The sequence below is a fragment of the Rothia sp. BD8 genome (genome assembly GCF_044878465.1).
GTDB classification, from domain to species: Bacteria; Actinomycetota; Actinomycetes; order Actinomycetales; family Micrococcaceae; genus Rothia; species Rothia kristinae.
In genome coordinates, this window is record NZ_JANJES010000006.1 from 1 (window position 1) to 25,655 (window position 25,655).

The 25,655-nt window shown below is 73.6% G+C and carries 22 protein-coding genes, 1 tRNA gene and 1 riboswitch; of the genes, 19 read left to right on the forward strand and 4 right to left on the reverse strand.

Annotated features, from left to right (window positions below):
- Positions 1-336 precede the first annotated feature (336 nt).
- The 3 genes from NQ707_RS06165 to NQ707_RS06175 are packed head-to-tail and all read left to right on the forward strand — an operon-like array spanning position 337 to position 4,522.
- A complete protein-coding gene (locus NQ707_RS06165; RefSeq protein WP_269208941.1) occupies positions 337-936 on the forward strand; it encodes a copper chaperone PCu(A)C in 600 nt (199 codons plus the stop codon).
- Between the two features lie 5 nt (positions 937-941).
- Positions 942-2,282, forward strand: coding sequence for a Dyp-type peroxidase (locus NQ707_RS06170; RefSeq protein WP_404435102.1), 1,341 nt, complete (start codon positions 942-944; stop codon positions 2,280-2,282).
- A 56-nt stretch (positions 2,283-2,338) separates the two neighbouring features.
- The gene (locus NQ707_RS06175; RefSeq protein ID WP_404435104.1) at positions 2,339-4,522 is read left to right on the forward strand and encodes a cytochrome c oxidase assembly protein; all 2,184 of its coding nucleotides are present in this window, start codon (positions 2,339-2,341) and stop codon (positions 4,520-4,522) included.
- A 53-nt stretch (positions 4,523-4,575) separates the two neighbouring features.
- On the opposite strand, the gene NQ707_RS06180 is transcribed toward NQ707_RS06175, so the two are convergent.
- Entirely contained in the window at positions 4,576-5,568 is a 993-nt protein-coding gene (locus tag NQ707_RS06180) for a hypothetical protein (RefSeq protein ID WP_061225323.1), read from the reverse strand.
- 186 nt (positions 5,569-5,754) lie between these two features.
- Here NQ707_RS06180 and NQ707_RS06185 point away from each other — a divergent pair, with 186 nt between their 5' ends.
- The 3 genes from NQ707_RS06185 (at position 5,755) to NQ707_RS06195 (ending at position 9,112) form a co-directional block, all read left to right on the forward strand.
- On the forward strand, positions 5,755-7,692 hold the full coding sequence (locus NQ707_RS06185) for an NHL domain-containing thioredoxin family protein (protein ID WP_196826060.1): 1,938 nt from the start codon (positions 5,755-5,757) through the stop codon (positions 7,690-7,692).
- A gap of 10 nt (positions 7,693-7,702) precedes the next feature.
- Positions 7,703-8,392: a hypothetical protein gene (locus tag NQ707_RS06190; protein WP_058730837.1), complete on the forward strand. Its 690-nt coding sequence runs from the start codon at positions 7,703-7,705 to the stop codon at positions 8,390-8,392.
- Between the two features lie 69 nt (positions 8,393-8,461).
- A complete protein-coding gene (locus tag NQ707_RS06195; RefSeq protein ID WP_061225325.1) occupies positions 8,462-9,112 on the forward strand; it encodes a class I SAM-dependent methyltransferase in 651 nt (216 codons plus the stop codon).
- Between the two features lie 96 nt (positions 9,113-9,208).
- Here NQ707_RS06195 and NQ707_RS06200 read toward each other — a convergent pair.
- Positions 9,209-9,282, reverse strand: a tRNA-Gly gene (locus NQ707_RS06200).
- A 97-nt stretch (positions 9,283-9,379) separates the two neighbouring features.
- Here NQ707_RS06200 and dcd point away from each other — a divergent pair.
- The 3 genes from dcd to NQ707_RS06215 are packed head-to-tail and all read left to right on the forward strand — an operon-like array spanning position 9,380 to position 12,470.
- The gene (gene dcd, locus NQ707_RS06205; RefSeq protein WP_061225326.1) at positions 9,380-9,985 is read left to right on the forward strand and encodes a dCTP deaminase; all 606 of its coding nucleotides are present in this window, start codon (positions 9,380-9,382) and stop codon (positions 9,983-9,985) included.
- Positions 9,982-11,361, forward strand: a complete 1,380-nt coding sequence (locus tag NQ707_RS06210) for a hypothetical protein (RefSeq protein WP_404435108.1) — start codon at positions 9,982-9,984, stop codon at positions 11,359-11,361. Before dcd ends, NQ707_RS06210 begins: the two co-directional genes overlap by 4 nt.
- Positions 11,358-12,470 carry a TlpA family protein disulfide reductase gene (locus NQ707_RS06215; protein WP_404435110.1) on the forward strand — a complete coding sequence of 371 codons (1,113 nt, stop codon included), beginning with the start codon at positions 11,358-11,360 and terminating at the stop codon, positions 12,468-12,470. Before NQ707_RS06210 ends, NQ707_RS06215 begins: the two co-directional genes overlap by 4 nt.
- 20 nt (positions 12,471-12,490) lie before the next feature.
- Here the strand turns inward: NQ707_RS06215 and NQ707_RS06220 are convergent, their stop codons facing one another.
- Positions 12,491-13,921 carry an MFS transporter gene (locus NQ707_RS06220; protein WP_404435111.1) on the reverse strand — a complete coding sequence of 477 codons (1,431 nt, stop codon included), beginning with the start codon at positions 13,919-13,921 and terminating at the stop codon, positions 12,491-12,493.
- An 18-nt stretch (positions 13,922-13,939) separates the two neighbouring features.
- Between NQ707_RS06220 and NQ707_RS06225 the strand changes: the two genes are divergently transcribed.
- From NQ707_RS06225 to mnhG, 6 genes are read left to right on the forward strand one after another with little or no spacing between them, the layout of a single operon-like run.
- Complete coding sequence (locus NQ707_RS06225) at positions 13,940-17,071, forward strand: Na+/H+ antiporter subunit A (protein ID WP_404435113.1); 3,132 nt, start codon at positions 13,940-13,942, stop codon at positions 17,069-17,071.
- On the forward strand, positions 17,068-17,586 hold the full coding sequence (locus NQ707_RS06230; RefSeq protein WP_058731220.1) for a Na(+)/H(+) antiporter subunit C: 519 nt from the start codon (positions 17,068-17,070) through the stop codon (positions 17,584-17,586). The genes NQ707_RS06225 and NQ707_RS06230 overlap by 4 nt, the downstream gene beginning before the upstream one ends.
- The gene (locus tag NQ707_RS06235) at positions 17,583-19,190 is read left to right on the forward strand and encodes a Na+/H+ antiporter subunit D (protein WP_058731219.1); all 1,608 of its coding nucleotides are present in this window, start codon (positions 17,583-17,585) and stop codon (positions 19,188-19,190) included. Before NQ707_RS06230 ends, NQ707_RS06235 begins: the two co-directional genes overlap by 4 nt.
- Positions 19,190-19,873, forward strand: coding sequence for a Na+/H+ antiporter subunit E (locus NQ707_RS06240; protein WP_196825914.1), 684 nt, complete (start codon positions 19,190-19,192; stop codon positions 19,871-19,873). The genes NQ707_RS06235 and NQ707_RS06240 overlap by 1 nt, the downstream gene beginning before the upstream one ends.
- Positions 19,873-20,193: a monovalent cation/H+ antiporter complex subunit F gene (locus NQ707_RS06245; protein ID WP_099049717.1), complete on the forward strand. Its 321-nt coding sequence runs from the start codon at positions 19,873-19,875 to the stop codon at positions 20,191-20,193. Before NQ707_RS06240 ends, NQ707_RS06245 begins: the two co-directional genes overlap by 1 nt.
- Positions 20,190-20,651, forward strand: a complete 462-nt coding sequence (gene mnhG / locus NQ707_RS06250; protein ID WP_081046370.1) for a monovalent cation/H(+) antiporter subunit G — start codon at positions 20,190-20,192, stop codon at positions 20,649-20,651. Before NQ707_RS06245 ends, mnhG begins: the two co-directional genes overlap by 4 nt.
- Before the next feature lie 34 nt (positions 20,652-20,685).
- Here the strand turns inward: mnhG and NQ707_RS06255 are convergent, their stop codons facing one another.
- Entirely contained in the window at positions 20,686-20,958 is a 273-nt protein-coding gene (locus NQ707_RS06255; protein WP_058731217.1) for a DUF4235 domain-containing protein, read from the reverse strand.
- Positions 20,959-21,180: 222 nt separating this feature from the next.
- A riboswitch (TPP riboswitch) is annotated at positions 21,181-21,285 on the forward strand.
- A 73-nt stretch (positions 21,286-21,358) separates the two neighbouring features.
- On the opposite strand from NQ707_RS06255, the gene NQ707_RS06260 reads away from it, so the two are divergent.
- From NQ707_RS06260 to NQ707_RS06275, 4 genes are all read left to right on the forward strand, one after another.
- Positions 21,359-21,979, forward strand: coding sequence for an ECF transporter S component (locus NQ707_RS06260; RefSeq protein ID WP_058731216.1), 621 nt, complete (start codon positions 21,359-21,361; stop codon positions 21,977-21,979).
- A gap of 20 nt (positions 21,980-21,999) precedes the next feature.
- Entirely contained in the window at positions 22,000-23,715 is a 1,716-nt protein-coding gene (locus tag NQ707_RS06265) for an ABC transporter ATP-binding protein (RefSeq protein WP_061225329.1), read from the forward strand.
- 10 nt (positions 23,716-23,725) lie between these two features.
- Positions 23,726-24,508 carry an energy-coupling factor transporter transmembrane protein EcfT gene (locus tag NQ707_RS06270; RefSeq protein ID WP_064725174.1) on the forward strand — a complete coding sequence of 261 codons (783 nt, stop codon included), beginning with the start codon at positions 23,726-23,728 and terminating at the stop codon, positions 24,506-24,508.
- Between the two features lie 288 nt (positions 24,509-24,796).
- On the forward strand, positions 24,797-25,654 hold the full coding sequence (locus tag NQ707_RS06275) for an ABC transporter ATP-binding protein (protein WP_404435117.1): 858 nt from the start codon (positions 24,797-24,799) through the stop codon (positions 25,652-25,654).
- Position 25,655: the final 1 nt, after the last annotated feature.

Sequence of the window (25,655 nt, forward strand, 5' to 3'; positions counted from 1 at the left end):
CTGAGCCCGGGCCCCCGCGGGGGCTCAGCCCTCGCGCACCCGCAGGCCGTCGGCGTCGGCCTCCGCGGCCGGCGGCGGGGCACCGCCGCCCCGCGGCAGGGGCAGGGCGAGGATCAGCCCCGCGGCGCGCACCAGGATGATCCCGGCCCCCCCCCCCCCCCCCCCCCCCCCCCCCCCCCCCCCCCCCCCGCCCCCCCGCCCGCCCGGCGCCCCCGCCCGGCCCCCCGCCCCCCGCGCCGGGGGGCGCCCCGCCCGGGGGGGGGGGGGCCCCCCCCCCCCCCCCGCCCGCTGCGCACCGGCGCGGTCCTCACCCTGACCGGTCTGCTCGGTCTGGGGTTGAGCGCCTGCGGCGGGGGAGGGGAGACCGCCTCGAGCGCGGATCCCACGGCCTCCGCCTCGGCGTCGGCGGCCGGGGCGCTCACGGCCGAGGACGTGTGGGTCAAGGCCGGGGATTCCGGGATGACCTCGGCCTTCGGGCACGTGGTCAACCACACGGATCACACCGTGCGGATCGTCGGGGCCGAGTCCCCTGCGGCCGGGTCCGTGCAGCTGCACGAGACCGCGCAGGAGGCCGGCGGGTCCAGCACCATGCGGGAGAAGGAGGACGGCTTCACCATCGAGCCCGGCCAGTCCCTCGAGCTCTCCCCGGGTGGGAACCACGTGATGCTCATGGACCTGCGCTGCGCCCTGCTGGCCGGAGATGAGACGCAGCTGGTGCTGCGCACCGAGGGCGACGGCCAGCTGCGCGTCAGCGCCCCGATCCGGGACTACGCCGGCGCGCAGGAGCACTACGACCCGACCGCCGAGGCCTCGGCCGACGCGAATCACGGTGAGCACGAGGGCCACGGAGAGCACGACGGACATGCCGGGCACGGCATGAACTCCGGGGAGCCTTCCGACGGCGCCGCCTCCGCGCTGCCGCGCTGCTCGGGGTAGCTGCGATGTCCGCCACCAGGAGAGCAGACGGTGCGACCGGCGGACCCCAGCAGCCCCCGCGTCCGGGGATCCGCCTGACCCGCCGCACCGCCCTGATCGGCGGCGCCACGGCCACGGCCGGGGCCGCCGGGGCGGTGGGGGTCGAGCTGCTGCGTCGCAGTGCGCAGGAGCCGTCCCCCGCCGCCTCGGCGGACCCGCGCGATGCCGCCGCCCCCGTGCCTGGCACCCCGCTGGCCACCGCGCGCATCGGCTTCCACGGCAGGCGCCAGGCCGGTGTGGACACCCCGCCGCAGGCCCACGCCGCGTTCCTGGGGATCCGCCTGCACCGGCAGGTGGACCGGGAGGGGGTGCGGCGGCTGCTGCGGGTGCTCACCGCCGACGCCGCCCAGCTCACCCAGGGGCAGGCCCCGGTCACCGACCAGGAGCGGGAGCTGGCCGAGATCCCGGCGAACCTCACCGTGACGGTGGGCTTCGGCGAGCGGATCTTCGACCTCGTGGCACCGCACGCCAAGCCCTCGTGGCTGCGGCCCCTGCCCGCCTTCCCGCAGATCGACCGGCTGCAGGAGGAGTGGGGTGCCGCGGATCTGCTGCTGCAGATCGGCTGCGAGGACCGGGTCACCCTGGCCCACGCGCATCGGGTGCTGCTCAAGGACGTGCGCGGCTTCGGCACCCTGGCCTGGACCCAGCAGGGCTTCCGCAACGCCGCCGGGTCCGTGCGGGCCTCCCAGACCACCCGCAACCTCTTCGGGCAGGTGGACGGGACCGTGAACCCCAGCACCGAGGACGGCTCCGTGGAGGACGTGGTGTGGGGCCGGGCCGAGGGGCTCACCCCGTGGACCCCGGACGGCACCTCCGTGGTGATTCGCCGGATCCACATGAACCTGGACACCTGGGACGAGGTGGACACCCCGGGTCGGGAGGACGCCGTCGGGCGCACCCTGGCCGACGGCGCGCCCCTGACCGGGGGCACCGAGCACACCCCCGCGGACCTCTCCGCGACCGGGCCCCACGGCTTCCCCGTCATCGCTCGGGACGCCCACCTGCGCCGGGCCACCGCGACCACCCCGCTGGAGCGGATCCTGCGCCGCCCGTACAACTACGACCTGCCGGTCGCGGAGGGCTCCGGCTTCTCCGGGGCGGGGCACACCGACGGCGGGGTGAGCCGCACCGGGCTGATCTTCGCCGCCTACCAGGCGGACCCGGTCCGGCAGTTCGTGCCCATCCAGCGGCGCCTGGCCGAGCTGGACCGGCTGAACACCTGGACCGTGCCCATCGGCTCCGCGGTCTTCGCGATCCCTCCCGGGTGCGAGGACAATGGATTCGTCGGCGAGACCCTGTTCTCCTGATCCGCTCCCGGACACCGCCGCACCCCCCGCCCCCTGACCGTCGAACCGAGGACCCCATGCCCCCAGCCACCGCACCCGCTGCCCCCACGCCGGATCCCCTGCCCACGGGGATCGCGCGCGGGCTGCACCGGCCGTGGCTGCTGGCGGTGCCCGCGGCCATGCTGGTCTTCCTCGTCGTCTCCCTGGTGCTCAGCGGCTCCGCGGCCGGCACCGCCCTGAAGGACCCGGGGGCCTTCGTGCGCTGGGCGCTGCCGGTGGCGGAGGCCGTGCTGAACCTGTCCATGGCCGCCACGATGGGCGCGCTGCTGTTCGCCGTCGCGTTCATCCCGCGGTTCGCCCGCGATGCCCGGGGCCCGGCCGGCGGGCGTACCCGGACCCGCCCCGCCGCCCAGGAGGAGGACTCAACGGAGTACGGGCCCTTCGCCGCGGTCCTGAATCTCGCGGCGGTCTCGGCTCTGACCTGGACGATCGCGGGGCTTACCGTGCTGGTCCTGGCCTACGCGGACATCTCCGGGACGCGGATCTCCGCCGACGCCGCCTTCACCAGCCAGCTGCTCGGCTACATCCAGGGCATCGGCACCGGCCAGGAGCAGGCCGCCGTGGTGATCGTGGGCGCGGTGACCACGACCCTCGTCTTCGCGGTGCGCCAGCTGCTGGGCCTGTTCCTGACCCTCGCCTTCTCCTTCATCGCGATCGTCGCGATGGCCCTGAGCGGGCACTCCTCCGGCGGGGACGACCACATGGGCGCGGTCAACTCGCTGGGGCTGCACCTGTTCGGCGTCGTCCTGTGGTTCGGCGGTCTGCTGGTGCTGGCCTATCTCTCCCGGGACCTCACCGGGCCCGACGCCGGCACCGGCACGGTCCCCGAGCGGGTGCGCGGGAAGGCGACGGCGGCCTCCCGCCGGGTGCCCATGGCCGTGGCCGTGCTGCGCCGCTACTCCGCCGTCGCGCTGCTGGGCTTCCTGCTCGTGGCGATCTCCGGGGTGCTCAACGCCGCGGTGCGCCTGCACGGCTTCTCCGATCTGGGCACCTCCTACGGGCTGCTGATCGTGGCCAAGGCGTGCCTGACGGCGCTGCTGGGGCTGGCCGGTGCCGCGCATCGGCTGTGGCTGATCCCGCGGGTGGAGGACGGGCGGCTGAGCGCCTTCCGGGGGATCTGGCAGGTGATCGCCGCGGAGCTGATCATCATGGCCGGGGCCGCGGGGCTGGCCGTGACCCTCTCGCGCACCGCCCCGCCGGTCAGCGAGGAGCTGCCGCCCACCGCCTCCCCGGCCCGGATCATCACCTGGTACGAGATGCCGCCGCAGCCGCACGGGATCGGCACCTGGCTGGGCACGTGGCGCTTCGACTGGTTCTGGGTCTTCGTCGTCGCGATGCTGGCCTGGGCCTACGTGTGGGCCTTCGTGCGGGTGCGCCGCCAGGGCCGGAGGTGGCCGGTGCTGCGCCTGGCCTCGTGGCTGGTGGGCCTGACCCTGGTCACCTACGCGACGTCGGGGGCCTTCGCCGTGTACTCCCGGGTGCTGTTCTCGGTGCACATGATGGAGCACATGTCCCTGACCATGATCATCCCGATCTTCCTGGTCCTGGGGGCGCCCGTGACCCTGCTGCTGCAGGCCCTGGAACCGCGTCAAGACGGCACCCGCGGGCCGCGCGAGTGGATCCTGCGCCTGGTGCACTCCGGGTGGTCCAAGGTCATCACCCACCCGATCTTCGCGGCGGTGAACTTCGCGGGGTCCATCGTGCTGTTCTACTTCACCCCGCTGTTCGGGGTCACCCTGCGCTACCACGTGGGCCACGAGTTCATGATGGTGCACTTCCTGGTCACCGGGTACATCTTCTGCCTGGTGCTCATCGGGGTGGATCCCATCCCGCGTCGCCCGGACTACCCGATCCGCATCATCATGCTGGTCGCGACCCTGGGCTACCACGCCTTCGTCGGCATCGCGATCATGTCCACGACCGTGCTGCTGCAGGCCTCCTGGTACGGCAACCTCGGCCGGGCCTGGGGCCGCAGCGCCATCGAGGACCAGCAGTACGGCGGGGCGTTCATGTGGGCGCTGGGGGAGATCCCGACGATGGTGCTCGCCGTGATCCTGGCGATCCAGTGGTCCCGGGCCGGGGACCGGGAGGCCCGGCGCATCGACCGGCAGGCCGAGCGGGACGACGACGCCGAGCTGCGCGCCTACAACGCGATGTTCGAGCGGCTGAACGAGGACGAGTCCGCCGGGCGCCGTCGCTGAGCAGGCCCCGACGTCGAGCGGGCCGCCGTTGAGGCTGGCGTCGCCGGCCCGGCTCAGTCCGGGTCGCCCAGCCGCAGGCGCACCAGGCGCACTACCCCCGTCAGACGCAGCAGGCGCGCCCGGGCCCGGGTGGCCCCGGACAGCCCGGCCGGCAGCGGCCCCTCGCGCAACAGGGGCTCGGAGTCGAGGACCCTGGCGTCGGCCTCCCAGGAGGCCGCCTCCGCCGGCAGGTGGGCCGCGGGCAGCGGGGCGCCGTCGGCGGGGCCGAGCAGGGTCCCGGCCTGGCGGGCCCCGCGGCGGGTGGCGGCGTCGGTGAGCACCTCGACGCCGGGGAAGCGCGCGGCCAGGTCCCGCATCAGCGGGCGCAGCTGCTCCCGGCTCAGGCCCGCGAAGGCCCCCGGGGCCAGGATCAGCACCGGATCTCCGGGGCGCAGCCCCAGGGTCTCGGCGACCTCCTTCGGCCAGGCGGGATCCGTCACCGCGGAGGGCACCCCGTGCACCCGCAGGTGCGTGGGCAGCAGCCGCTGGCGCAGGGCGATCACCTCGCGCCGGTCCACCGCGCACCAGTGCGCCTGCTGCGGGGCGACCCGCCACAGGGCCGTGGACAGCCCGGCCTTCAGCTCGATGATCGCGCCCCGCGGGTGCTCGGCCACGAACCGCTGGACCTGCGCATCCAGGCTGCGGGTGCGGGCCAGGCAGCACAGGTCCGCGAACTCCGCGGTGGGCCCGGTGGACAGCAGCCCCTGGCCGGGCAGCGGGGCCTCCGGTTCGGCGCCCTTCTTCTGCGTCTTCGGATCGGCACCCGGATCCGCCCTCTGACCCGCGTCCGGTTCGCCGCCCCGGGGGGCCGCCGGAGACGGACCCGGGTGCGGGGCGCGCCGGCGCAGGCCGCGCAGGCGCCGCAGCAGCAGCTGGCCGGTGGGATCCTCGAGGGTCCCAGGCCAGCGCCGGGCGGCGCGCTCGCGGGCCAGCAGGGGCGCCAGCAGCTGCCCCGGCACGGAGGAGAGGTCGAAACCGGCCAGGGAGTCCTGATGATCGGCGAACACGGAAGGCCTCCTGGGCTCTCGCCGCGGCCGCGGCGGTGGATGGGCATCGCTTCCTCGATCTTCGGCCACCGGGGCCCGCGGGGCAAGCGCAGCGCCCCGACGTCGGGACCGCGGTGGGAAGAGCCGCGGCCCATCCGACGTTGCTACCCTCGACGAAGAGATCCCCGATCACCCCAGGAGCACCCCATGGCAGACCGCGAACCGCGCGTGCGCGCCTCCGAGCTGACCGGCCGCGGCTGGCTGAACACCGGAGGCCGAGACCTGAGCCTGCAGGAGCTGCGCGGGAAGATCGTGATCCTGGACTTCTGGTCCTTCTGCTGCATCAACTGCCTGCACGTGCTGGACGAGCTGCGCGAGCTGGAGGAGCGCTACGCGGACGTCCTGGTGACCGTGGGTGTGCACTCGCCCAAGTTCGAGCACGAGGCGGACCCCGACGCGCTGGCCGCGGCCGTGGACCGCTACGACGTGCGCCACCCCGTCCTGGACGACCCCGAGCTGGGCACCTGGCAGGCCTACACCGCTCGGGCCTGGCCGACCCTGGTGGTCGTGGACCCGGAGGGATACGTCGTCGCGCACCTGTCCGGGGAGGGCCACGTGCAGGGGCTGGTCTCCCTCGTCGAGGAGCTGGCCGCCGCGCACGAGGCCAAGGGCACCCTGCACCGCGGGGACGGGCCCTACGTCCCGCGCCCGCCGCAGGAGGGCGTGCTCTCCTTCCCCGGCAAGATCACGGCCCTGCCCCCCGAGCTGGCCGCCCCGGACGCGCAGGGCCCCACCTGGCTGGTCACGGACACGGGCCGGCACCGCGTCGTCGAGCTGGACGACACCCTGGAGACCGTGCTGCGCTCCTGGGGCGGGCCGGAGAAGGGCCACGCCGACGGCGGCCCGGGGGACGCCCGCTTCGACGAGCCGCAGGGCCTGGCCGTGCTGCCGCCGGCCATCCGCGAGGCCGCCGGGTACGACGTGCTCGTGGCGGATTCCGTGAACCACCGGCTGCGCGGGATCCGGCTGGCCGACGGCGCGGTCAGCACCGTCGCCGGCAGCGGCGTGCAGCGCCTGCTCGACGCCGAGGGCGCGCGCACCGGGGACCCGAACCGCATCGACCCCGCAGCCGATCCGCTGGGCGTGTCCCTGTCCTCCCCGTGGGATGTGCTCTGGTCCGAGGCGGCCGGGCTGGTGCTCGTGGCGATGGCCGGAACCCACCAGATCTTCTCCTTCGACCCCGTCACCGGCTCCGTGCAGGTCTTCGCCGGCACGGGAGCCGAGGGCCTGCTGGACGGGCCCGCCCACGAGGCCTGGTTCGCCCAGACCTCCGGCCTGGCCGCGGCCGCCGACGGCACCGTGTGGCTGGCGGATTCGGAGACCTCCGCCCTGCGCCGCCTGCGCTTCGACGCCGGCGAGCAGGTCCGCGCGGAGTCCGCGGTGGGCGAGGGCCTGTTCGACTTCGGCTTCCGCGACGGCGACGCCGCGACCGCGCGCCTGCAGCACTGCCTGGGGGTCGCGGTGCTGCCGGACGGCTCGGTGGCCGTGGCCGACACCTACAACGGGGCGGTGCGCCGCTGGGACCCGGCCTCGGGGCAGCTGAGCACCCTGGCCCGGGGCCTGGCCGAGCCCTCCGACGTGCTGCTGGAGCAGCGCGGGCAGGACCAGGAGCCGCTGCTGCTGGTCGTGGAGACCAACGCCCACCGCATCACCCGCCTGCCGATCCCCGCCGAGGCCCAGCGGGTGGACGAGGGCGCGGCGCGAAGCCAGCGCGCGGTCTCCCAGATCGCCGGGGGCACGCTGACCCTGCGCTCGCGCTTCACCGCCCCCACGGGGCAGAAGCTGGATGACCGGTGGGGGGATCCCACCCAGCTGAAGGTCTCCGCGACCCCGCCGGAGTTCCTCCTCGACGGCGCCGGGGCCGCCCAGGGCCTGGAGCGCACGCTGCGGCTGAACCCGGAGATCACCGAGGCCGTGCTGCACGTGACGGCGCGGGCGGCCGCCTGCGACGGCGAGCCCGGCGGCGAGATCCCGGACCACGCGGCCTGCCACCTGTACCAGCAGGACTGGGGCATCCCCGTCGTCGTCACCGGGGATCCGGCGGACGAGGCGGAGATGGTCCTGGACCTGCGCGGCGTGAACTGAGGGCCTCCCGATGGCGGAGAACACCCGGGACATCCCCGAGCGGTACGGGAAGCTCGTGCAGGGCTTCCACCCGCGCATCGGCTCCTACGGGCGCAGGCTGCTGGCCGTGGCCCCCAACCTCCTGCTGGCGGCGCTCCTGCTGGCCTACCTGGCGTACAAGCGTCCGGCGGCGACCATCACCGTGATCGCGGTGCTGCTGATCGCGGGGTCGGCGGCCGCCTGCTACTCGGTGCTGCGCCCGGCCACCGCGGCCCTGACCGAGACGCACCTGCTCAAAGCCCGGCTGATCGGATGGACGGCGGTGCCCCGGGAGCGGATCGCGGGCACGGTGTTCGTCGCCCGGCTGCGTCCGGCGGGCGCGGATGCCGCCCGCGGGCCCTTCGCCCGGCTGCGGTCCCGCGGGGTCCCGGCCCTGTGGTTCACGGACGCGCAGGGACGCCGGCTGATGCGCTTCGATGGGCGGATCTGGGATGCGAAGACCCTGCGGGGGCTGTCGGGGAAGCTGACCCCCAGCACCGAGGTGTACGAGCTGGCCGACGTCGAGCAGATCGACGCCGCCCACCCGCACCTGATCACCTTCGCCGAGCGCCACCCTCGGTTCCGCTCCACGGTGCTGACCGTGCTCGGGGTGCTCATCCTGGTGCTCGTGCTGCTGCTGGCCTTCTGGCCGGAGCTGCTGCACGCCCAGCGCCTCGTCTGATCCCCGCAGGCCCTGCCCGAGGGGCGCCGCCCGACGCGGGCCCCGGCGGCGGGCTCCTAGACTGGCCCCATGCGTGAACCGTCTCTGTGGGAGCAGCAGGTCCAGCGGAATCCCGAGCACTCCCGGTGGTACATCCAGCGCTTCGAGGCCATGCGCGCCGCGGGCGCGGACCTGGCCGGGGAGGCCCGGACCATGGACGCCCTGCTGCCGCGCGCGGCTCTCGTGCTCGACGCCGGCGCCGGGCCCGGCCGGGTTGGCGGGCAGCTGCTGGCGCTCGGGCACCGCGTGGTCGGGGTGGATGTGGACCCGGTGCTGGTCGAGCAGGCGCGGGCGGATCATCCCGGGGCTCAGTGGCTGGTCGGGGACCTGGCGCAGCTCGGCGCGGTCCTGCCCGCGGGTTACCTCGGGTCCTTCGACGGGATCGTGTGCGCGGGCAACGTGATGACCTTCCTGGCGCCCTCGACCCGGCGGGACGTGCTGGCCGGATTCGCCGCCGCCCTGAAGCCGGGGGCCCGGGCGGCGGTCGGCTTCGGCGCGGGGCGCGGCTACGGCTTCGGGGAGTTCCTCGACGACGCCCGCGCCGTCGGTCTGGAGCCGGCGACCCTGCTGGGCACGTGGGATCTGGAGCCGCTCACCCCGGACTCGGACTTCCTGGTGGCCCTGCTGCGTCGCCCGCAGGATCCGGCCCGCGACGCCGGATCGCGCACGAGCCTCCTCTGAGGGCCGGCGCCCCGCGAGACCGCACAGAAAAGCCGAGACCGCACCCGGCGGGTGCGGTCTCGGCATCTTCGTGCGGTCTCGACGTCGTCGAGACGATGGAGCGGCTGACGGGAATCGAACCCGCGTATCAGGCTTGGGAAGCGTGCGCTCTACCATTGAGCTACAGCCGCATGCGCCGTTCCGGCACCCCATGACTCTACCCCACGATCCGGAGGCGGCACAAACCGCACCCGCGGCGCGCCGGCGCCCGTGCTCTACAGTGGAACCGTGCTGATATCGGACCGTGACATCCGCCGGGAGATCGACGAGGGCCGCATCGGCCTGGACCCCTACGATCCCGCCATGCTCCAGCCCGCGAGCATCGACGTGCGCCTGGACCGCTTCTTCCGGCTGTTCGACAACCACAAGTACCCCCACATCGACCCGTCCCAGGACCAGTCCGAGCTGACTCGGCTGGTGCAGACCCGGGCCGACGAGCCGTTCATCCTGCATCCGGGGGAGTTCGTGCTCGGGGCGACCTACGAGAAGGTCACCCTGCCCGACGACGTCGCCGCCCGCCTGGAGGGCAAGTCCTCCCTGGGCCGGCTCGGGCTGCTCACCCACTCCACCGCGGGCTTCATCGACCCCGGGTTCTCCGGTCACGTGACCCTCGAGCTGTCCAACATGGCAACCCTGCCGATCATGCTGTGGCCGGGCTCCAAGGTCGGGCAGCTGTGCTTCTTCCGACTGAGCTCTCCCACCGAGCACCCCTACGGCACCGGCGAGTACGGCAACCGCTACCAGGGTCAGCGCGGGCCCACCGCCTCCCGCGGCTACCTGAACTTCCACCGCACCCGCATCCCGGAATCCTCCGAGCCGAGTCCGCGGGCATGACCCCGCCGCGCGTGTTCACCCTGCGCGCCATGGGTCGGCGCGTGCAGGTGTGGGCCGAGCCGGGCGTGCCGGAGGCGTTCCTCGAGCGGCTGCGTGTGTCCTGGGCGGACTGCCTGGAGCCCGATGACGCGGTGTCCGACGACGCCGAACCGGCGGGGACCGAGTCCCCGGGCGCCGATGCCGTGCTCCGGCTGGTCGGCCCGGACCTCCCGCCCGCCGATCCCGCATCCGCTGCAGCCGCCGATGCCGAGCCCGCCCCCTCCCGCCCGGAGGGCGCCGACGCCCCCGAACCCGCCCGCCTCGTGGTCGGCCCGGAGTCCACCTGGCCCGGCGCGGAGCAGTCCTTCACGACCCTGGTCACCACCACCCTGCTGGGGCTGCTGGTGGGGCGGGTCCACCTGCTGCACGCCGCGGCCCTCACGCCCCCCGAGGACGCCGTCGGGGAGGGGCCGTCGTCGGCCCTGGTGCTGGTCGGCCCCTCCGGGCGCGGCAAGACCACCGCCTCCCTGGCGCTGGCCCGGGCCGGGTGGGGCTACCTCTCGGATGAGACCGCGGTGATCGACCCCGCGGATCGGGCGGTGGCCCCCTATCCCAAGCCGCTGTCCGTGATCGAGGAGGCCGGGCGCCCCAAGGTCCAGCGCGCCGTCGGCGGAATGGGGCTGGCCGTGCGCCGCCGGGGTGCGCCGCTGGGCGGACTCGTCCTGCTGCATCGGCTCGGCCAGGAGGAGGACCCGAGCGGCCCGGTGCCGCGCATCGAGCCCCTGCCGCTGGCCGAGGGGCTGCAGGCCCTGGCCGAGCAGTCCTCCGGGCTGGAGCGGATGCCCGACGGCGTGGTCCAGCTGGCCCGGCTCGTGCAGGACACCGGCGGGGTGCGTCGGGTCCTGTACCGGGAGGCCGCGACCCTGGACCCGGTGTTGCGGGGCCTCGCCCGGGACCCTGAGGCCACCGCGGTCCGCGAGCCCTGGACCCGCATCGCCGAGGAGGAGGGGGCGCCCCGATCCGGGCGGGAGGGTCGATGGCGCCGGGCCCCCGAGACCCACGGGATCGACACCGAGCAGGCGGCCCTCGTGCTGCGCCCCGGGCACAGCTACGTGCTCACCCGAGCCGCGGCCGACGCCTGGCTGCTGCTGGAGGGCCCCGGGCGCACCGCGACCGACCTGCGCGGCGCACTGGAGCGCCGCCACGGCCCGGCCCCCGACGGGGCGGTGGAGGACATCCTGGCCACGCTGGCCGAGGAGGGACTCCTCCGGGACCCCGGGCAGAGCGCCGACCCCGCGGTGACCAACACTGCCGCCCCAGTCAGCACCGCCCCGGCCGCAGGCCCCCGGCCATCCGCAGAAGCACCCCGTCCCGTCGAAGAGGAACCCGCCCCATGATCACCGCCGCTCTGGCCCTGCCCCTGATCCTCGCCGTCGTCCTGGTGCTCAGTGGGATCGCCAAGCTGCGCGCCCCGCAGACCGTCGCCGCGGGCTTCCGGGACCTGCGTGTGCCCGCCGCCCTGGACCGGGCCTGGCTGCGCGCTCTCCTGCCGTGGGGGGAGCTGGTTCTGGCCGCGGCCCTGCTCGCCGCCCCCGGGGCGCTGGCCCCGGTGGCCGCCATCGCTGCGGCCCTGCTGTTCCTGGCCTACTGGGTGCTGATCCGCCGGGCCCTGTCCTTCGAGGAGCCGGTCAGCTGCGGTTGCTTCGGGGAGGCCAGCGCGGAGCCGGTCAGCGGGTGGACCCTGGCCCGCAACACCGTCCTGGCCCTGGTGGCCCTGGGCTGGGTCGCCTGCTCCTTCGTCACCTCGGGCCCCGGGCTGATCGCGGCCCTGCGCGGGGCGGATGCCCTGTGGCTGCTCGGCGGGGCGCTGGGCGCGCTGACCCTGTGGCTGAGCATGCCGCGTGGTGCGGCCGCCCCCGCCGCCGTCGACCCCGCGGCGGGCGCGGGGACCCTCGGCGCGCCGCGCCCCGCGGGCGCCCCGGGTGAGGCGAGCGCCGATCAGGAGGCCGAGGACTACGTGCGCCGCCCGACCCCGGGCATGCTGCTGCGCGATGCCTCCGGCGAGCTGATCTCTCTGCGCAGCCTCGCCTCGCAGGGGGCACGGCTGCTGCTGCTGGTCTCCCCGGGGTGCGGCTCGTGCACCATCACCATGGCCGACGCCGTGCAGTGGCGGGGGAACCTGGGCCCGGTCACGCTGCACCTGATGACCCAGGCCCCGCAGGAGTCCCTGGAGGCCCAGACGGACGCATCCCTGCACGAGGAGGCGCTGTACGACGTCGGCGGCTTCGCCTACGAGCTGCTGGGCATGGCCGGCACGCCCACGGCTGTGCTGGTGGGGGCCGACGGCGCCCTGGCCGGGGGACCGGTCGGCGGCTACGAGGCGATCCGCGAGTTCGTGGCCCAGATCCGGGACCAGCTGGCCGAGGCGGAGCAGCTCGACCCCGCCCAGGACGACACCGGGCAGGCCGATGCCGATCAGAGCGGTGAGGCCCGCCCTGCGAGCTGAGCCCGGGCCCCCGCGGGGGCTCAGCCCTCGCGCACCCGCAGGCCGTCGGCGTCGGCCTCCGCGGCCGGCTGCTGGGCACCGCCGACCCGCGGCAGGGTCAGGGCGAGGATCAGCCCCGCGGCGAGCACCAGGATGATCCCGGCCACCCCCCAGATCTGCTGCCCCGTGATCGCCACGAACAGGGAGAACAGGGCCGGGGCGAGGAAGCTCATCGCCCGTCCGGTGGTCGAGTACAGCCCGAAGTACTCGCCCTCCTTCCCCGGCGTCGTGATCCGGGAGAGGTAGGTGCGCGCCGCGGACTGGGCCGGCCCGACGAAGCCGCACAGGATCAGCCCGCACACCCAGAACGCCGCCTGCCCGCGCAGGAGCAGCAGGGGGCTGGCCGCGGCGATCAGACAGACCAGCGAGATCACGATGACGCGCTTGGGTCCCAGCAGATCGTCCAGGCGCCCGCCCAGCAGCGCCCCGGCCCCGGCCACCAGGTTGCCGGCGATCGCGAAGACGATGACCTGGTTGGTCGAGAAGCCGAAGGTCCCGGCGGCCAGCACCCCGCCGAAGGTGAAGATCCCGGCCAGCCCGTCCCGGAACATCGCCGAGGCGATGAGGAAGCGCAGCGTCGCCGGCTCCTCGCGCAGCAGCCGCAGGAGGGTCCTGCCGAGGCGCCGGTAGGAGTCCCGGATGGACTCGCGCGCGGCCTGCGGGGCGAGGTCCTCCACCGCGGTCTCGGGGAAGCGCACCAGGATCGGCAGGGAGAGTGCTGCCAGCCACACCGCGGAGAACACCGCGACGCCGCGCAGGTTCAGCGCCTCCTCCTCCGGCAGGCCCAACAGGCCGGGGGAGATGAACCCCAGCAGCACGATCAGCAGCGCCAGGATCCCGCCGAAGTAGCCGAAGGACCACCCGATCCCGCTGACCCGCCCCACCGTCTTCGGGGTGGAGATCACCGGCAGCAGGGCGTTGTAGTGCACCGTGGCGATCTCGCTGAAGATGTTCGCCAGCCCCAGCAGCCCCACCCCCAGGTACAGGTAGGCCGGCTCCGGGCGCACGAAGAAGCACGCGGCCACGCACACCGCCACCAGGGCGGTGTTCAGCCCCAGCGCCCGACGTCGGGACCCGGCCCGATCCGCCCGCTGCCCCACGACCGGGGCGCTGAGGGCGACGACCAGCCCCGCGATGGCCAGCCCGGTGGAGAGCACCCGGGAGGTGTGCGCCTCGTCGCCGAAGGAGGCGCTGGTCAGATACACGGAGAAGACGAAGGTGGTCATCACGGCGTTGAAGCTCGCCGAACCGGCGTCCCAGAGGGCCCAGGCCAGCGTCGGACGGCGGCGGGGTGTGATCATGCCTACAGGGTACAGCCCGGGCGGTGCACCGCTCCGGGGATCGGCGTTCGGCGGCCCCCGGGCGGGTTGCGGGCTTTTGGTATCCTGGGGAGGACCTGCTCCCCGGGCCATGTTAAGGAGTTCACCCGTTTGACCGCCGTGATCCTCGCCCACGGGATCGCCGCCCTGGTCTGCCCGTTCTTCTTCCGGCGCTGGGGTCGCACCTGCTTCTACGTCCTGTCCCTCGTCCCCGCCGTCTGCTTCGTCTGGCTGTGCACCCTGGCCCCGGCCGTGCTGGGCCGCGGCGAGCAGCTGAGCACCTCCCTGCCCTGGATCCCGTCCCTGGGGATCTCCCTGACCTTCCGCATGGACGCGCTGTCCTGGATCCTCTCCGCGATGGTCCTCGGCGTCGGCGCCCTGGTCCTGTTCTACTGCGCCCAGTACTTCCGCCACACCAACCAGCACTCCGGGCGCTTCGCGGCGGAACTGGTGGCCTTCGCCGGGGTCATGTTCGGCCTGGTCACCGCGGATGACCTCATGGTCATGTTCGTGTTCTGGGAGGTCACCAGCGTCCTGTCCTACCTGCTGATCGGGTACTCCAACGCCCGCCAGTCCGCGCGACGGGCGGCCCTGCAGGCGCTGATCGTGACGACGGCGGGCGGGCTGGCGATGTTCATCGGCCTGGTCATGCTCGGCAACCTCGCCGGGACCTACCTGATCTCGCAGATCGTGGACACCGCGCCCACCTGGCTGGTCGGTGCGGACCCGGGCTATCTGGCCGCGGTCGTCGTGCTGGTGCTGGTGGGGGCCGGGTCCAAGTCCGCGCTGTTCCCGCTGCACTTCTGGCTGCCCGGCGCCATGGCCGCCCCGACGCCGGTCAGCGCCTTCCTGCATGCCGCGGCCATGGTCAAGGCCGGCATCTACCTCATCGCCCGCCTGGCCCCCGTGCTCGCCCCCGTGCAGCCGTGGCTGCCCATGGTGCTCGGGCTGGGGCTGTTCACCATGCTGTTCGGCGGCTACGCGGCGCTGAAGCAGCACGACCTCAAGCTGATCCTCGCCTACGGGACCATCAGCCAGCTGGGGTTCCTCGCCGCCGTCGTGGGCCTGGGCACCCCGGACTCGCTGTACGCGGGGCTGGCGATGATGGTGGCCCACTCCCTGTTCAAGTCCACCCTGTTCCTGCTCACCGGGGTCATCGACCACCAGGCCGGCACCCGGGACATCCGGCGCCTGTCCGGGATCCGGCACCGGGCCCCGTGGCTGTTCGCGATGGCCGTGGTGGCCTCCGCCTCGATGGCGGGCATCCCGCCGCTGCTGGGCTTCGTCGCCAAGGAGGCCGTGGTGGAGGTCGGGCTGGACGCCTCCCACGGGGAGGTGGCCGGGCTCGGCGCCGGGGTCGGCTGGCTGGTCCTGCTGGGCATCGCCGTCGGCTCGGTGCTGACCCTCGCGTACACCGCCCGCTTCCTGTGGGGCGCCTTCGCGGACAAGCGGCCCTCGGACGTGCTGGCCGAGGTGCGGGACGAGGACGGCGCGGTGCGTCCCACCGGCTTCCACCGCATCTCCCCGGCCTTCGCCGTCGCCCCGGCCGTGCTCGCGGTGCTGTGCCTGGGCCTGGGGCTGTGGCCGGAGCCGGTCTCCGCCGCGGTGCACGCCTACACCGAGCAGTTCGGCCACGGCCACCTGCACCTGGCCCTGTGGCACGGACTCACCCCGGCACTGGGGGTCTCCGCCCTGATCATCGCGGCCGGTCTCGGCCTGTTCGCCGCGCGCCGGCCCGTGCAGTCCTTCCAGCTGGCCCTGCCGCAGTGGCCCGCCGCCGACGCCGTGTACCGCGCCGTCGTCGGGGCGATCGACTGGGCGGCGGTGCGCGTGACGGGTGCGACCCAGCGGGGTTCGCTGAGCTTCTACCTGGCCGTCATCATGGTCACCGCCGTGCTGGTGCCCACGGTGGGGCTGTTCCTGGTGGACACCCCGCCGCTGAACCCGCTGCGCTGGACCGATTCCCCGGCCCAGTGGGCCACCGTGATCATCATGATCGCCGCGGCGCTGATCGCTCAGCGGGCCCGCAAGCGCTTCCTGGCGATCCTGATGGTCTCCGTCACCGGCTACGGCATCTCCCTGCTGTTCGCCCTGCGCGGGGCCCCGGACCTGGCCCTGACCCAGATGCTCGTGGAGACGATCTCCCTGATCGCCTTCGTCCTGGCGCTGCGCATGCTGCCCTCCGGGCTGTGGAACCGCTTGGGCGCTCGGGTGCGCCATCGGGCCGCCCGGGTGGCCATCAGCATCGGCTTCGGCGCGTTCATGATGGTGCTGGCCGCCTTCGCCCTGTCCTCCCGGATCACCGACCCGATCTCCCTGGCGATGCCGCAGGCCGCCTACGAGATCGGGCACGGCAAGAACGTCGTCAACGTGATCCTCGTGGACATGCGCGCCTGGGACACCTTCGGGGAGACCTCCGTGCTGGCCCTGGCGGCCACGGGCGTGGCCTCCCTGATCTTCATCGCCGGGCGCCAGGACCTCTCCCGGGCCCGCAAGCGCCTGGACACCCAGGGGCTGCGCACCGTGACCCGGCGCTACGCCGGGCGCACCGACCTGTCACCCGGGGCACAGGTGGCCAACGACTTCATGGACGTGCAGCGGGACCCGTTCCTGGTGGCCGGGCGGACCCTGGCCCCGGAGAACCGCTCGCTGATGCTGGAAGTCGTGACCCGACTGATTTTCCACAGCATCCTCATCGTCTCCCTCTATCTGCTGCTGGCCGGGCACAACCTGCCCGGCGGCGGCTTCGCCGGGGGGCTGCTGGCCGGGCTCGCCCTGGCCCTGCGCTACCTGGCCGGCGGGCGCTACGAGCTGTCCGAGGCCTCCCCGGTCAACGCCGGGGTGCTGCTGGGTTCGGGCCTGCTGATCTCCGGAGCCTACGCCCTGTCCCCGCTGCTGTGGGGCGGGGACGTGTTCACCTCCTACGCCTTCCACCTGCACCTGCCCGTGTTCGGGGAGGTCCACCTGGTCACGGCCCTGATCTTCGACATCGGGGTGTACCTCGTGGTGGTCGGGCTGATCCTGGACGTGCTGCGCTCCCTCGGCGGGAAGATCGACGAGAACCTCGAGCAGGAGCGGGAGGCCTCGGCGCGTCGGGCCCGCGGGCCGCGGCGCATCCAGGTGCGCCGTTCCTCCACCGTCGCAGCCACCCCCTCCGGCCCGGTCACCGCGACCCCGGTGGACGAGGACGGCGAGGCGACCGCGGACACCGCCGCCGTCGCCGGGGAAGGAGGCCGAGCATGATCGACGCCGCGCTGCTGCTGGTGATGGGCGTGCTCTACGCCGTCGGGGTCTACCTGATCCTGGAGAAGGCCCTGACCAAGGTCCTGCTGGGGCTGATGCTGATCACCAACGCCACCAACATCTTCATCCTGCACGCCGGAGGCCTGCCGGGCCGGGCCGCCTTCTGGGACGGCACCACGGATCCGGCGGATTACACCGACCCCCTGCCGCAGGCGCTGATCCTCACCGCGATCGTCATCTCCTTCGCCGTCACCGCGCTGATGCTCGGGATGATCTACCGCAGCTGGGTCCTCTCCCGCAAGGACGACATCCAGGACGACGCCGAGGACCGGCGCGTGGCCGCCCAGTCCGACTACGACCCGGAGGACGACGACGCCGCCCCGATCGAGCCCTCCGAGTTCGAGGGCTCCGAGGAGGAGCGCGAAGCCGAGTACCGACGGCGCAAGGAGCGCCAGGCCGCCGCGGGTGGAACCCGCGATGAGGCACGACGAGCACGGAAGGAGCGCCGCCGATGACCATCTTCGATCTGGCCCCGGCGGCGGTGATCCTGCCGCTGATGACCGCCGGCTTGGACTTCGTCTTCTACCGCCGCCCCAACGTGCAGCGGGTGGTCTCCCTGGCCGCCGTCGTCGCGGTGCTGGTCCTGGAGATCGGGCTGCTGGCGGCCAGCTGGTCCTCCGGGCCGGTCTCGGTCTCCCTGGGCGGGTGGGGCGCGCCGCTGGGGATCGTGCTGGTCGTGGATCGGCTGGCCTCCCTGATGCTGGTGGTCTCCTCCACCGTGTCCCTGGCGGTGCTGGTCTACGCGACCGGCCAGGGCCTGGCCGACGGCGACGACGACTCCCCGATCTCCGTCTTCCACCCCACCTACCTGGTGCTGCTGGCCGGGGTCTCCAACGCGTTCCTGGCCGGGGACCTGTTCAACCTGTACGTGGGCTTCGAGATCCTGCTGACCGCCAGCTACGTGCTGCTGACGATGTCCGGCTCGGCCCCGCGCATCCGCGCCGGGGTCACCTACACGGTGGTCTCGGTGGTCTCCTCGATGCTGTTCCTCATCGCCATCGGGATGGTCTACGCCGCGGTGGGCACCGTGAACATGGCCGACGTCGCCGCGAAGATCCCGGATCTGCCGGAGGGCACCCAGACCCAGCTGCACCTCCTGCTGCTCGTGGCCTTCGGGATCAAGGCCGCCGTGTTCCCGCTGTCCCTGTGGCTGCCGGACTCCTACCCGACGGCCCCCGCCCCGGTCACCGCGGTGTTCGCGGGTCTGCTGACCAAGGTCGGGGTGTACGCGATCATCCGCACGGAGACGCTGCTGTTCCCCGGCAACCCGGTCAGCGACCTGCTGACCTGGGTCGCGATCCTCACCCTCGTGGTCGGGATCCTGGGTGCGCTGACCCAGACGGACATCAAGCGCACCCTGTCCTTCATCCTCATCAGCCACATCGGGTACATGATCTGGGGCATCGCCCTGGACACCGAGGCCGGGCTGATGGCGGTGGTGTTCTACGTCGCCCACCACATCGTCATCCAGACCAGCCTGTTCATGGTCGTGGGCCTGCTGGAGCGGCGCGGCGGCACCGCCAACATGGATCGCCTGGCCGGGCTGGCGAAGATCGCCCCGGTCCTGGCGGTGCTGTACTTCATCCCGGCGATGAACCTGGGCGGCATCCCCCCGTTCTCCGGCTTCCTCGGCAAGGTCGCTCTGATCGACGCGAGCGTGCAGAAGGGCGGCTGGGAGGCCTACACGATGGCCGGCGTCGGGGTGTTCGTCTCCCTGCTGACCCTGATGGTCCTGGCCCGGGTGTGGAACCGCGTGTTCTGGCGCCGTCCGGAGGACGCCGAGTTCCCGGACCCGATCCTGCTGGCCCGGACCGGCGACGGGGACTACGGGGTGCTGACCTCCGGTCAGACGGCCTCCGGGGCCTACTCGGAGAAGGACGTGACCCTCCTGCCGCGCACCATGGTCGGGTCCACGGCGGCCCTGGTGGCCGTGGGGGTCGCTCTCACGGTGTTCGCCGGGCCCATCTTCGACTTCTCGGGTGCGGCCGCCCACAGCCTGGATGACCAGCAGACCTACATCCGCGCCGTGCTGGGCGAAGCGGCGGAAGGAGGCCGGTGATGAACGAGCCGACCGGGCGCCTGCCCACCACCCGCCCCTCGGGGGCGCACCTGACCGAGGTCGTGCTGATCCTGTGGCTGGTGGTGCTGTGGGGCGCGCTGTGGCAGGACTACGGCATCGGGAACCTGGTCTTCGGGCTGGTGCTCGCGGTGCTGGTGGTGCGCGTGTTCAAGCTGCCGCCGGTGCGCTCCTCGGGCCGGTTCAACGCGCTGCGGGCCCTGGAGTTCCTGGCGAAGTTCCTCTGGTGGGTCTTCCTCGGCTCGGTGCAGGTGCTGTGGCTGGCCGTGCGTCCGGGACCGCAGCCGAGCAACGCCGTGGTCTCGGTGCGCTTGCGCTCCACGGATGACCTGATCATGACCGCGGTGGGCCAGGTGGTCTCCCTGATCCCCGGTTCGCTGGTGGTGGAGGTGGACCGGCGCAGCGCGACCATCTACTTCCACGCCATCGACGTCGCCACCGACGAGGACGTCCGCCGCTTCCGGGACCGGGTGTTCGCGGTGGAGCGGCTCGTGGTCGAGGTGATGGGCAGCCGGGAGCACCTGGCCGAGGTCCGCGGGCGGACCGGCGGACGCACCCGGGTGCGCCGATTCGAGAACACCGGGCCGGAGCGGGCCGTGCAGCGCCCGGAGGCCGCGGCGTCGTCGCCGGGGCCCGGCGCGGGCAGCGAGGAGGAGAGGCAGTGATGGAGGGCTTCGTCGTCGTGTGCGGGGTGATCCTGGTGGCCGCGACCCTGTGCACCATCTACCGGCTGGCCAAGGGTCCCACCCTGCTGGACCGGGTGGTGGCCTCGGATGTGCTGCTGGCGATCGTGGGGGCCGCGGTGGCCGTGGACATGGTCTACCGGCGCAGCTACGAGAACATGACCCTGGTGCTCATCGTCTCGCTGGTGGGCTTCCTGGGCTCGGTGACGGTGGCGCGCTTCGCCAACAACCAGAAGCCCGCGGAGGAGACCCCGGCCTCCGAGGTGCCGACCACGGCCGGGGACCCGGGGGTGGATCGATGAGCGGGATGGACGTCGCGGCCGGAATCTGCCTGATCATCGGGTGCCTGATGTCCCTGGGCGCGGGGATCGGCATCGTGCGCTTCCCGGACGTGCTGACCCGTCTGCATGCCGGGGCCAAGCCCCAGGTCTTCGGGCTGTTCATGCTGCTGCTGGGGGTGGGGCTGGCCGCGCGCTCCTGGGCGCTGGTGCCCCTGCTGGTGTTCGTGTGGGTGCTGCAGCTGGTGGTGATCCCCGTGTCCTCGCACATGGTGAGCCGTTCCGGGTTCCGCAACAAGCACTTCCGGCCCGAGTCCCTGTCCCACAACGAGCTGGCGGACCTGGTGCAGCGGATGTCCGAGGAGGACGCCCAGCGGGCGGACGCCGGAAACGCCCCGCAGACCGGGGCGGATGATGCGGGGGTGCGCGAACCCGGCGCGGACGCCGACGCCGACGCCGCGCGGACCGGTCGATCGGACTGACCCGCCCGCGCGGCGTCGGCGGGGCCGGTGCGGCTCAGACCTCCCGCTGGCCGCCGCGCTGCACCTGATCCTTCCGGTCGGCCTTGTTGGCCGCGCGGGTGATGCCCACCTTGATGAGGGTGCCCACCAGGCCGGTGATCAGGGACCACACGATGATGTCGCGCAGCGACTCCTCGGGATCCGCGTTGTCCTCGGGCGGCTCGTTGCCGGTGACCTTCCGCCACCCGGCGCTGAGCACCTTGTTGGCCAGGGCGACCCCGCCGAGGGAGGCCACCGTGGAACCGATCTTGATCAGGGGATTGCTCATTCCTGCTCCTTAGCTTTCGTGGTTCGCCGGCGCGGGCACCCGGCGTCGTCGAGTGATCTCCCGCGCATCCACCTCAGCTTACGGCCCGCTCGGCCCCGCCGCACCCGCCGGTGCGGGAGGGGGCGCCCCGATGCGGGAGCCTTCCGGTGGTTTGGGAGCACTCGGAGGGCTCCCGAAACACCGGAAGGCTCCCGAACCGCCGCTGCGCTAGGGTGGGGACGTCCACTACGACAGGGGAGCCCCGACCGGGGCTGAGAGTGCACACCGGTGCAGACCCTCGAACCTGACGCGGTTCATACCGCCGGAGGAAGTCGAGTTCTCGGACCCCGCGGCCCATCCCGGCCCCTCGCCGGGCGACGTCGCGGCGTCTCCCCTCCTGCCATCCCCAGGAGGAGCCCTCATGAACACCACCACGAGCACCCGACGCCGCAGCTGGCGGGTCGTGGACATCGTCATCGCCTCGGTCATCGCCGCGGCCTGCTCGCTGATCTTCTTCGTCTGGAACAACGCCGTGTACCCGGCCAGCAGCGCCGCGACCGCCGGGTTCCCGCCGCTGGGCGGGCTGATCGGCGGCGCCTGGCTGATCGCCGGCCCCCTGGGCGGGCTGATCATCCGCAAGCCCGGGGCCGCCCTGTACTGCGAGCTGGTCGCCGCGATCATCTCCGCCCTGCTGGGCTCCAGCTTCGGGCTGACCGTCATCTGGTCGGGGCTGTACCAGGGCGTCGGGGCGGAGCTGGTGTTCCTGCTGTTCGCCTACCGCCGCTTCGACCTGCCGGTGGCCCTGCTCTCCGGTCTCGCCTCCGGGGTGGTCATGGCCGTCATGGAGAACATCATCTACAACCCCGAGTGGACCATGGACTACAAGCTGGTCTACGTGCTGTGCGGCGCCGTCTCCGGGCTGGTCCTCGCGGGTCTCGGCGCCTGGGCGCTGACCCGCGGGCTGGTGGCCACCGGCGTCCTGGACTCCGTGGCCGCCGGTCGGGACGCCCGGCGCGCCGCTTCCCGACGTCGCCCGGCCTGACCCCGATGCAGACCCGACCGATGGCGTCTCGCGCGGCCGCCGTCACCACCGAGGGCTTCGGCTGGCACTACCCCAACCGGTCCGAGCCGGCCTTCCGCGACGTCACCCTGGAGATCCCGCCGGGGCAGAAGGTGCTGCTGCTGGGGCCCTCCGGCGCCGGGAAGTCCACGCTCCTGCACGCCCTGGCCGGGGTGCTGGACCAGGAGGAGGACCCGGCGCTGGGCACCGCCCTGATCGACGGGTTCCCCGCCGCCCGGGCTCGGGGCCGGGTGGGGCTGATGCAGCAGGACCCGGAGGCCTCGATCGTGCTCTCCCGGGTGGGTCAGGACCTCGCCTTCGGGCCGGAGAACCTCGGGGTGCCCCGCGAGGAGATCCGCCCCCGCTGCGAGGAGGCCCTGGCGGCGGTGGGCCTGGACCTGGACTGGGAGCGTCCGACGTCGGCGCTGTCCGGCGGGCAGAAGCAGCGCCTGGGACTGGCCGGGATCCTCGCGATGCGCCCGGGTCTGCTGCTGCTGGATGAGCCCACCGCCAACCTGGACCCGGCCGGGGTGGAGGAGGTGCGCGACGCGGTGCTGCGCGCCGTGCGGGAGTACGGCTCCACGCTGGTCGTGGTGGAGCATCGCGTGGGGGTGTGGGCCCCGCACGTGGACCGGGTGATCGTGCTGCGCCCGGCCGGCGGCATCAGCCACGACGGCGCCCCCGAGAAGGTCCTCGGCGCCGCCCGTCGGGAGCTGATCGACGCCGGGGTGTGGGTGCCCGGGCACGTCCCGGTGGGTCCGGGGGAGGCCGACGGCGTCGCAGGAGGTGGGTCGAGGCCCGCCGTGCCCGGGACCGAGGAGGCGGGGACCGCCGATGCCGGGAGCACCGGGCGGGACTCCGGCGATGCCGAAACCCCCGCGGGAGGCGAGAGGCTGCTGGCGGCCCGGGATCTGGCGGTGACCCGGACCCATCCGCAGCGGCGCTGGGCCCGGGCCCGACGCCGCGCCGCGGCGTCGTCCACCGAGGCGCCTCCGGCCGCGGCGGCCGAGCGGGAGCCGTGGGCCCGGACGGCCCCGGTGGCCTCCCGCGGCATCGACCTGACGCTGCGCGCCGGGCAGCACCTGGCCGTGGTGGGCCCCAACGGCGCGGGGAAGTCCACCCTGGCCCTGACCCTGGCCGGTCTGCAGTGGCCGGCCGCCGGGCTCGTCGTCGCCGCCGGGGGGCTGCGCGGGGATTCGGGGGTGTCCTGGGACCCGATGTGCTGGTCCTCACCGGAGCTGATCCGGCGCATCGGCACCGTGTTCCAGGAGCCCGAGCACCAGTTCGTCAAGGCCACGGTGGCCGAGGAGCTGGAGCTGGGGGCGCGGCTGAGCGGGGCCGAGGATCCGGGCGCCCGGGCCGAGGATCTGCTGGAGCGGCTGCGCCTGGACCGGGTGGCCGAGGCCAACCCCTTCACCCTCTCCGGCGGGGAGAAGCGCCGGCTGTCCGTGGGCACGGCCCTGGCCGCCCGCCCGCGGGTGCTGGTCCTGGACGAGCCGACCTTCGGGCAGGACGCGATCACCTGGGCCCGGCTCGTGCGGCTGCTGGGAGAGCTGATGGCCGAGGGCACCGCCGTCGTGTCCGTGACCCACGACCTGGACTTCGCGGCCGCCCTCGGCGGGCGGCGCCTGGACCTGGGTGCGCGCGAGCACCGCCCCCGGAAGGCCGACGACGACGGGGGCGCCCGCCGCGCCGTCGGGCTCGGGGAGGTGGGCTGAGGTGGAGCTGATGGATCCGGTCTTCGCCCGGGCCAGCGCCCTGGGCCGCACCAACGCCGCCACCAAGATCGTCGTGGCCACCCTGCAGACCCTCGTCTTCGTGGTGAGCCTGGATTGGGTGACCTCCAGCCTGGGGCTCGTCCTGCTCCTCGCGGCGATGACGGCGGCCGGGATGCGCCCGTGGGCGGTGGCCCGGAAGCTGTGGTTCATCTTCGCGGCCGCGGTGCTCTCCGGGTGGGCCACGGCCCTGATGGCGGAGAAGTCGGGGCGCCTGCTGCTGGATCTGGGGCCGTGGCAGGTCAGCACCGGCTCCCTCGACTCCGGGATCGCCATCATGCTGCGCGGCTGCGCGCTGGCCCTGATCTCGGTGATGTTCCTGGCCAGCACCGACGCCCACGAGCTGGGGGAGTCCCTGGCCCAGACCTTCCGGCTGCCCGCCCGCTTCGTGCTCTCCGCGGTGGCGGCCTTCCGTCTCATGGGTCTGCTGGCCGCGGAGTGGCAGACCCTGGCCGCCGCCCGGCGGGCCCGCGGCATCGGCTCCCGCTCCGCGCTGGTCGCGCTCACCACGGGCTTCGCCCAGCAGGCCTTCGCCCTCATGGTCCAGGCCCTGCGCCGCGCCTCGCGGCTGGCGGTGACGATGGAGGCCCGCGGCTTCGGCGCCGGGCCGCGCACCTGGCTGAACCCGCCGACCTACCACCGGGTCGACGTCGTGGTGCTGATCCTCGGGCTGCTGATCCCGGTGATCGCGGTCGGCGCCTCCCTCGCCCTGGGCTCCTATCGCACGATCTTCTGACCCGCCCGGGGTCCGGCCCGTTCCGTTCGGTTCCGCGACCCGGCGCATTCGTTCCCATCCCTCTCCTTCCTTCTCGCGAGGCGGCGCATTCGTTCCCGACAATGCGGATTCTGGGTACGGATGCGCCGGGTCGTGGGGGACGGACGTCATGTGAGGGCTGGCGTGGAGGGGAAGAGTGGAGCCAGGTCTACCCCGGATCAGATCTGGGGCCACTGACTCCAGCCCCGCGCTTCACGAGAGTGGAGGGTGACAGAAAACGTCCCCGATCCCCCGAGGAGCGATCCCACCGTGACCACCCCGCCAGACTCTCCCTGGGCCACCCCCACCGTCGTACAGCCCGGGCCTGGGCCCGCTCATTCCGAGCCCGCCATCCCCGCCTCCGCCACCGCCCAGCCCGATCCCGCCCGGGAAGCGGCCCCCGTCGCCGTCGCCCGCGGGGTTCGGAAGATCTACGGCACCGGCCCGCAGGCCGTCACCGCGGTGCGCGGGGTGGACCTGGAGGTGGCCCCGGGCGGATTCACCGCCGTCATGGGACCCTCCGGCTCCGGCAAATCCACCCTGATGCACCTGATGGCCGGGCTGGAGACCCCCACCGAGGGCCGCGTGTGGATCGGCGGGCAGGAGATCACCGGGCTGTCCGACGCCGCGCTGACCTCGGTGCGCCGCCGCCGCGTCGGCTTCATCTTCCAGGCCTTCAACCTCATGCCCACCATGGACGTGCGGGAGAACATCCTCCTGCCCTTCGAACTGGACGACCGCAGGCCCACCGCTGAGCACCAGCAGTGGATCGACCTCCTGTTGGAGCGTCTGGGTCTCACCGGGCGCGTCAACCACCGGCCCGGGGAGCTCTCCGGCGGGCAGCAGCAGCGGGTGGCCATCGCCCGGGCGCTCGCGACCCGTCCCGCCCTGGTCCTGGCCGACGAGCCCACCGGCAACCTCGACTCCCGCGCGGCCGGGGAGGTGCTGAGCCTGCTGCAGGCCGCCGCCCGGGAGATGGGCCAGGCCATCCTGATGGTCACCCACGACCCCAAGGCCGCCGCCCACGCGGACCGCGTGGTCTACCTGGCCGACGGGCGCATCGTCCGCACCGAGGGCTCCGGAACCCCCGAGCAGATCGCCGCGACCATGCTGAACCTGGAGGCGTAGC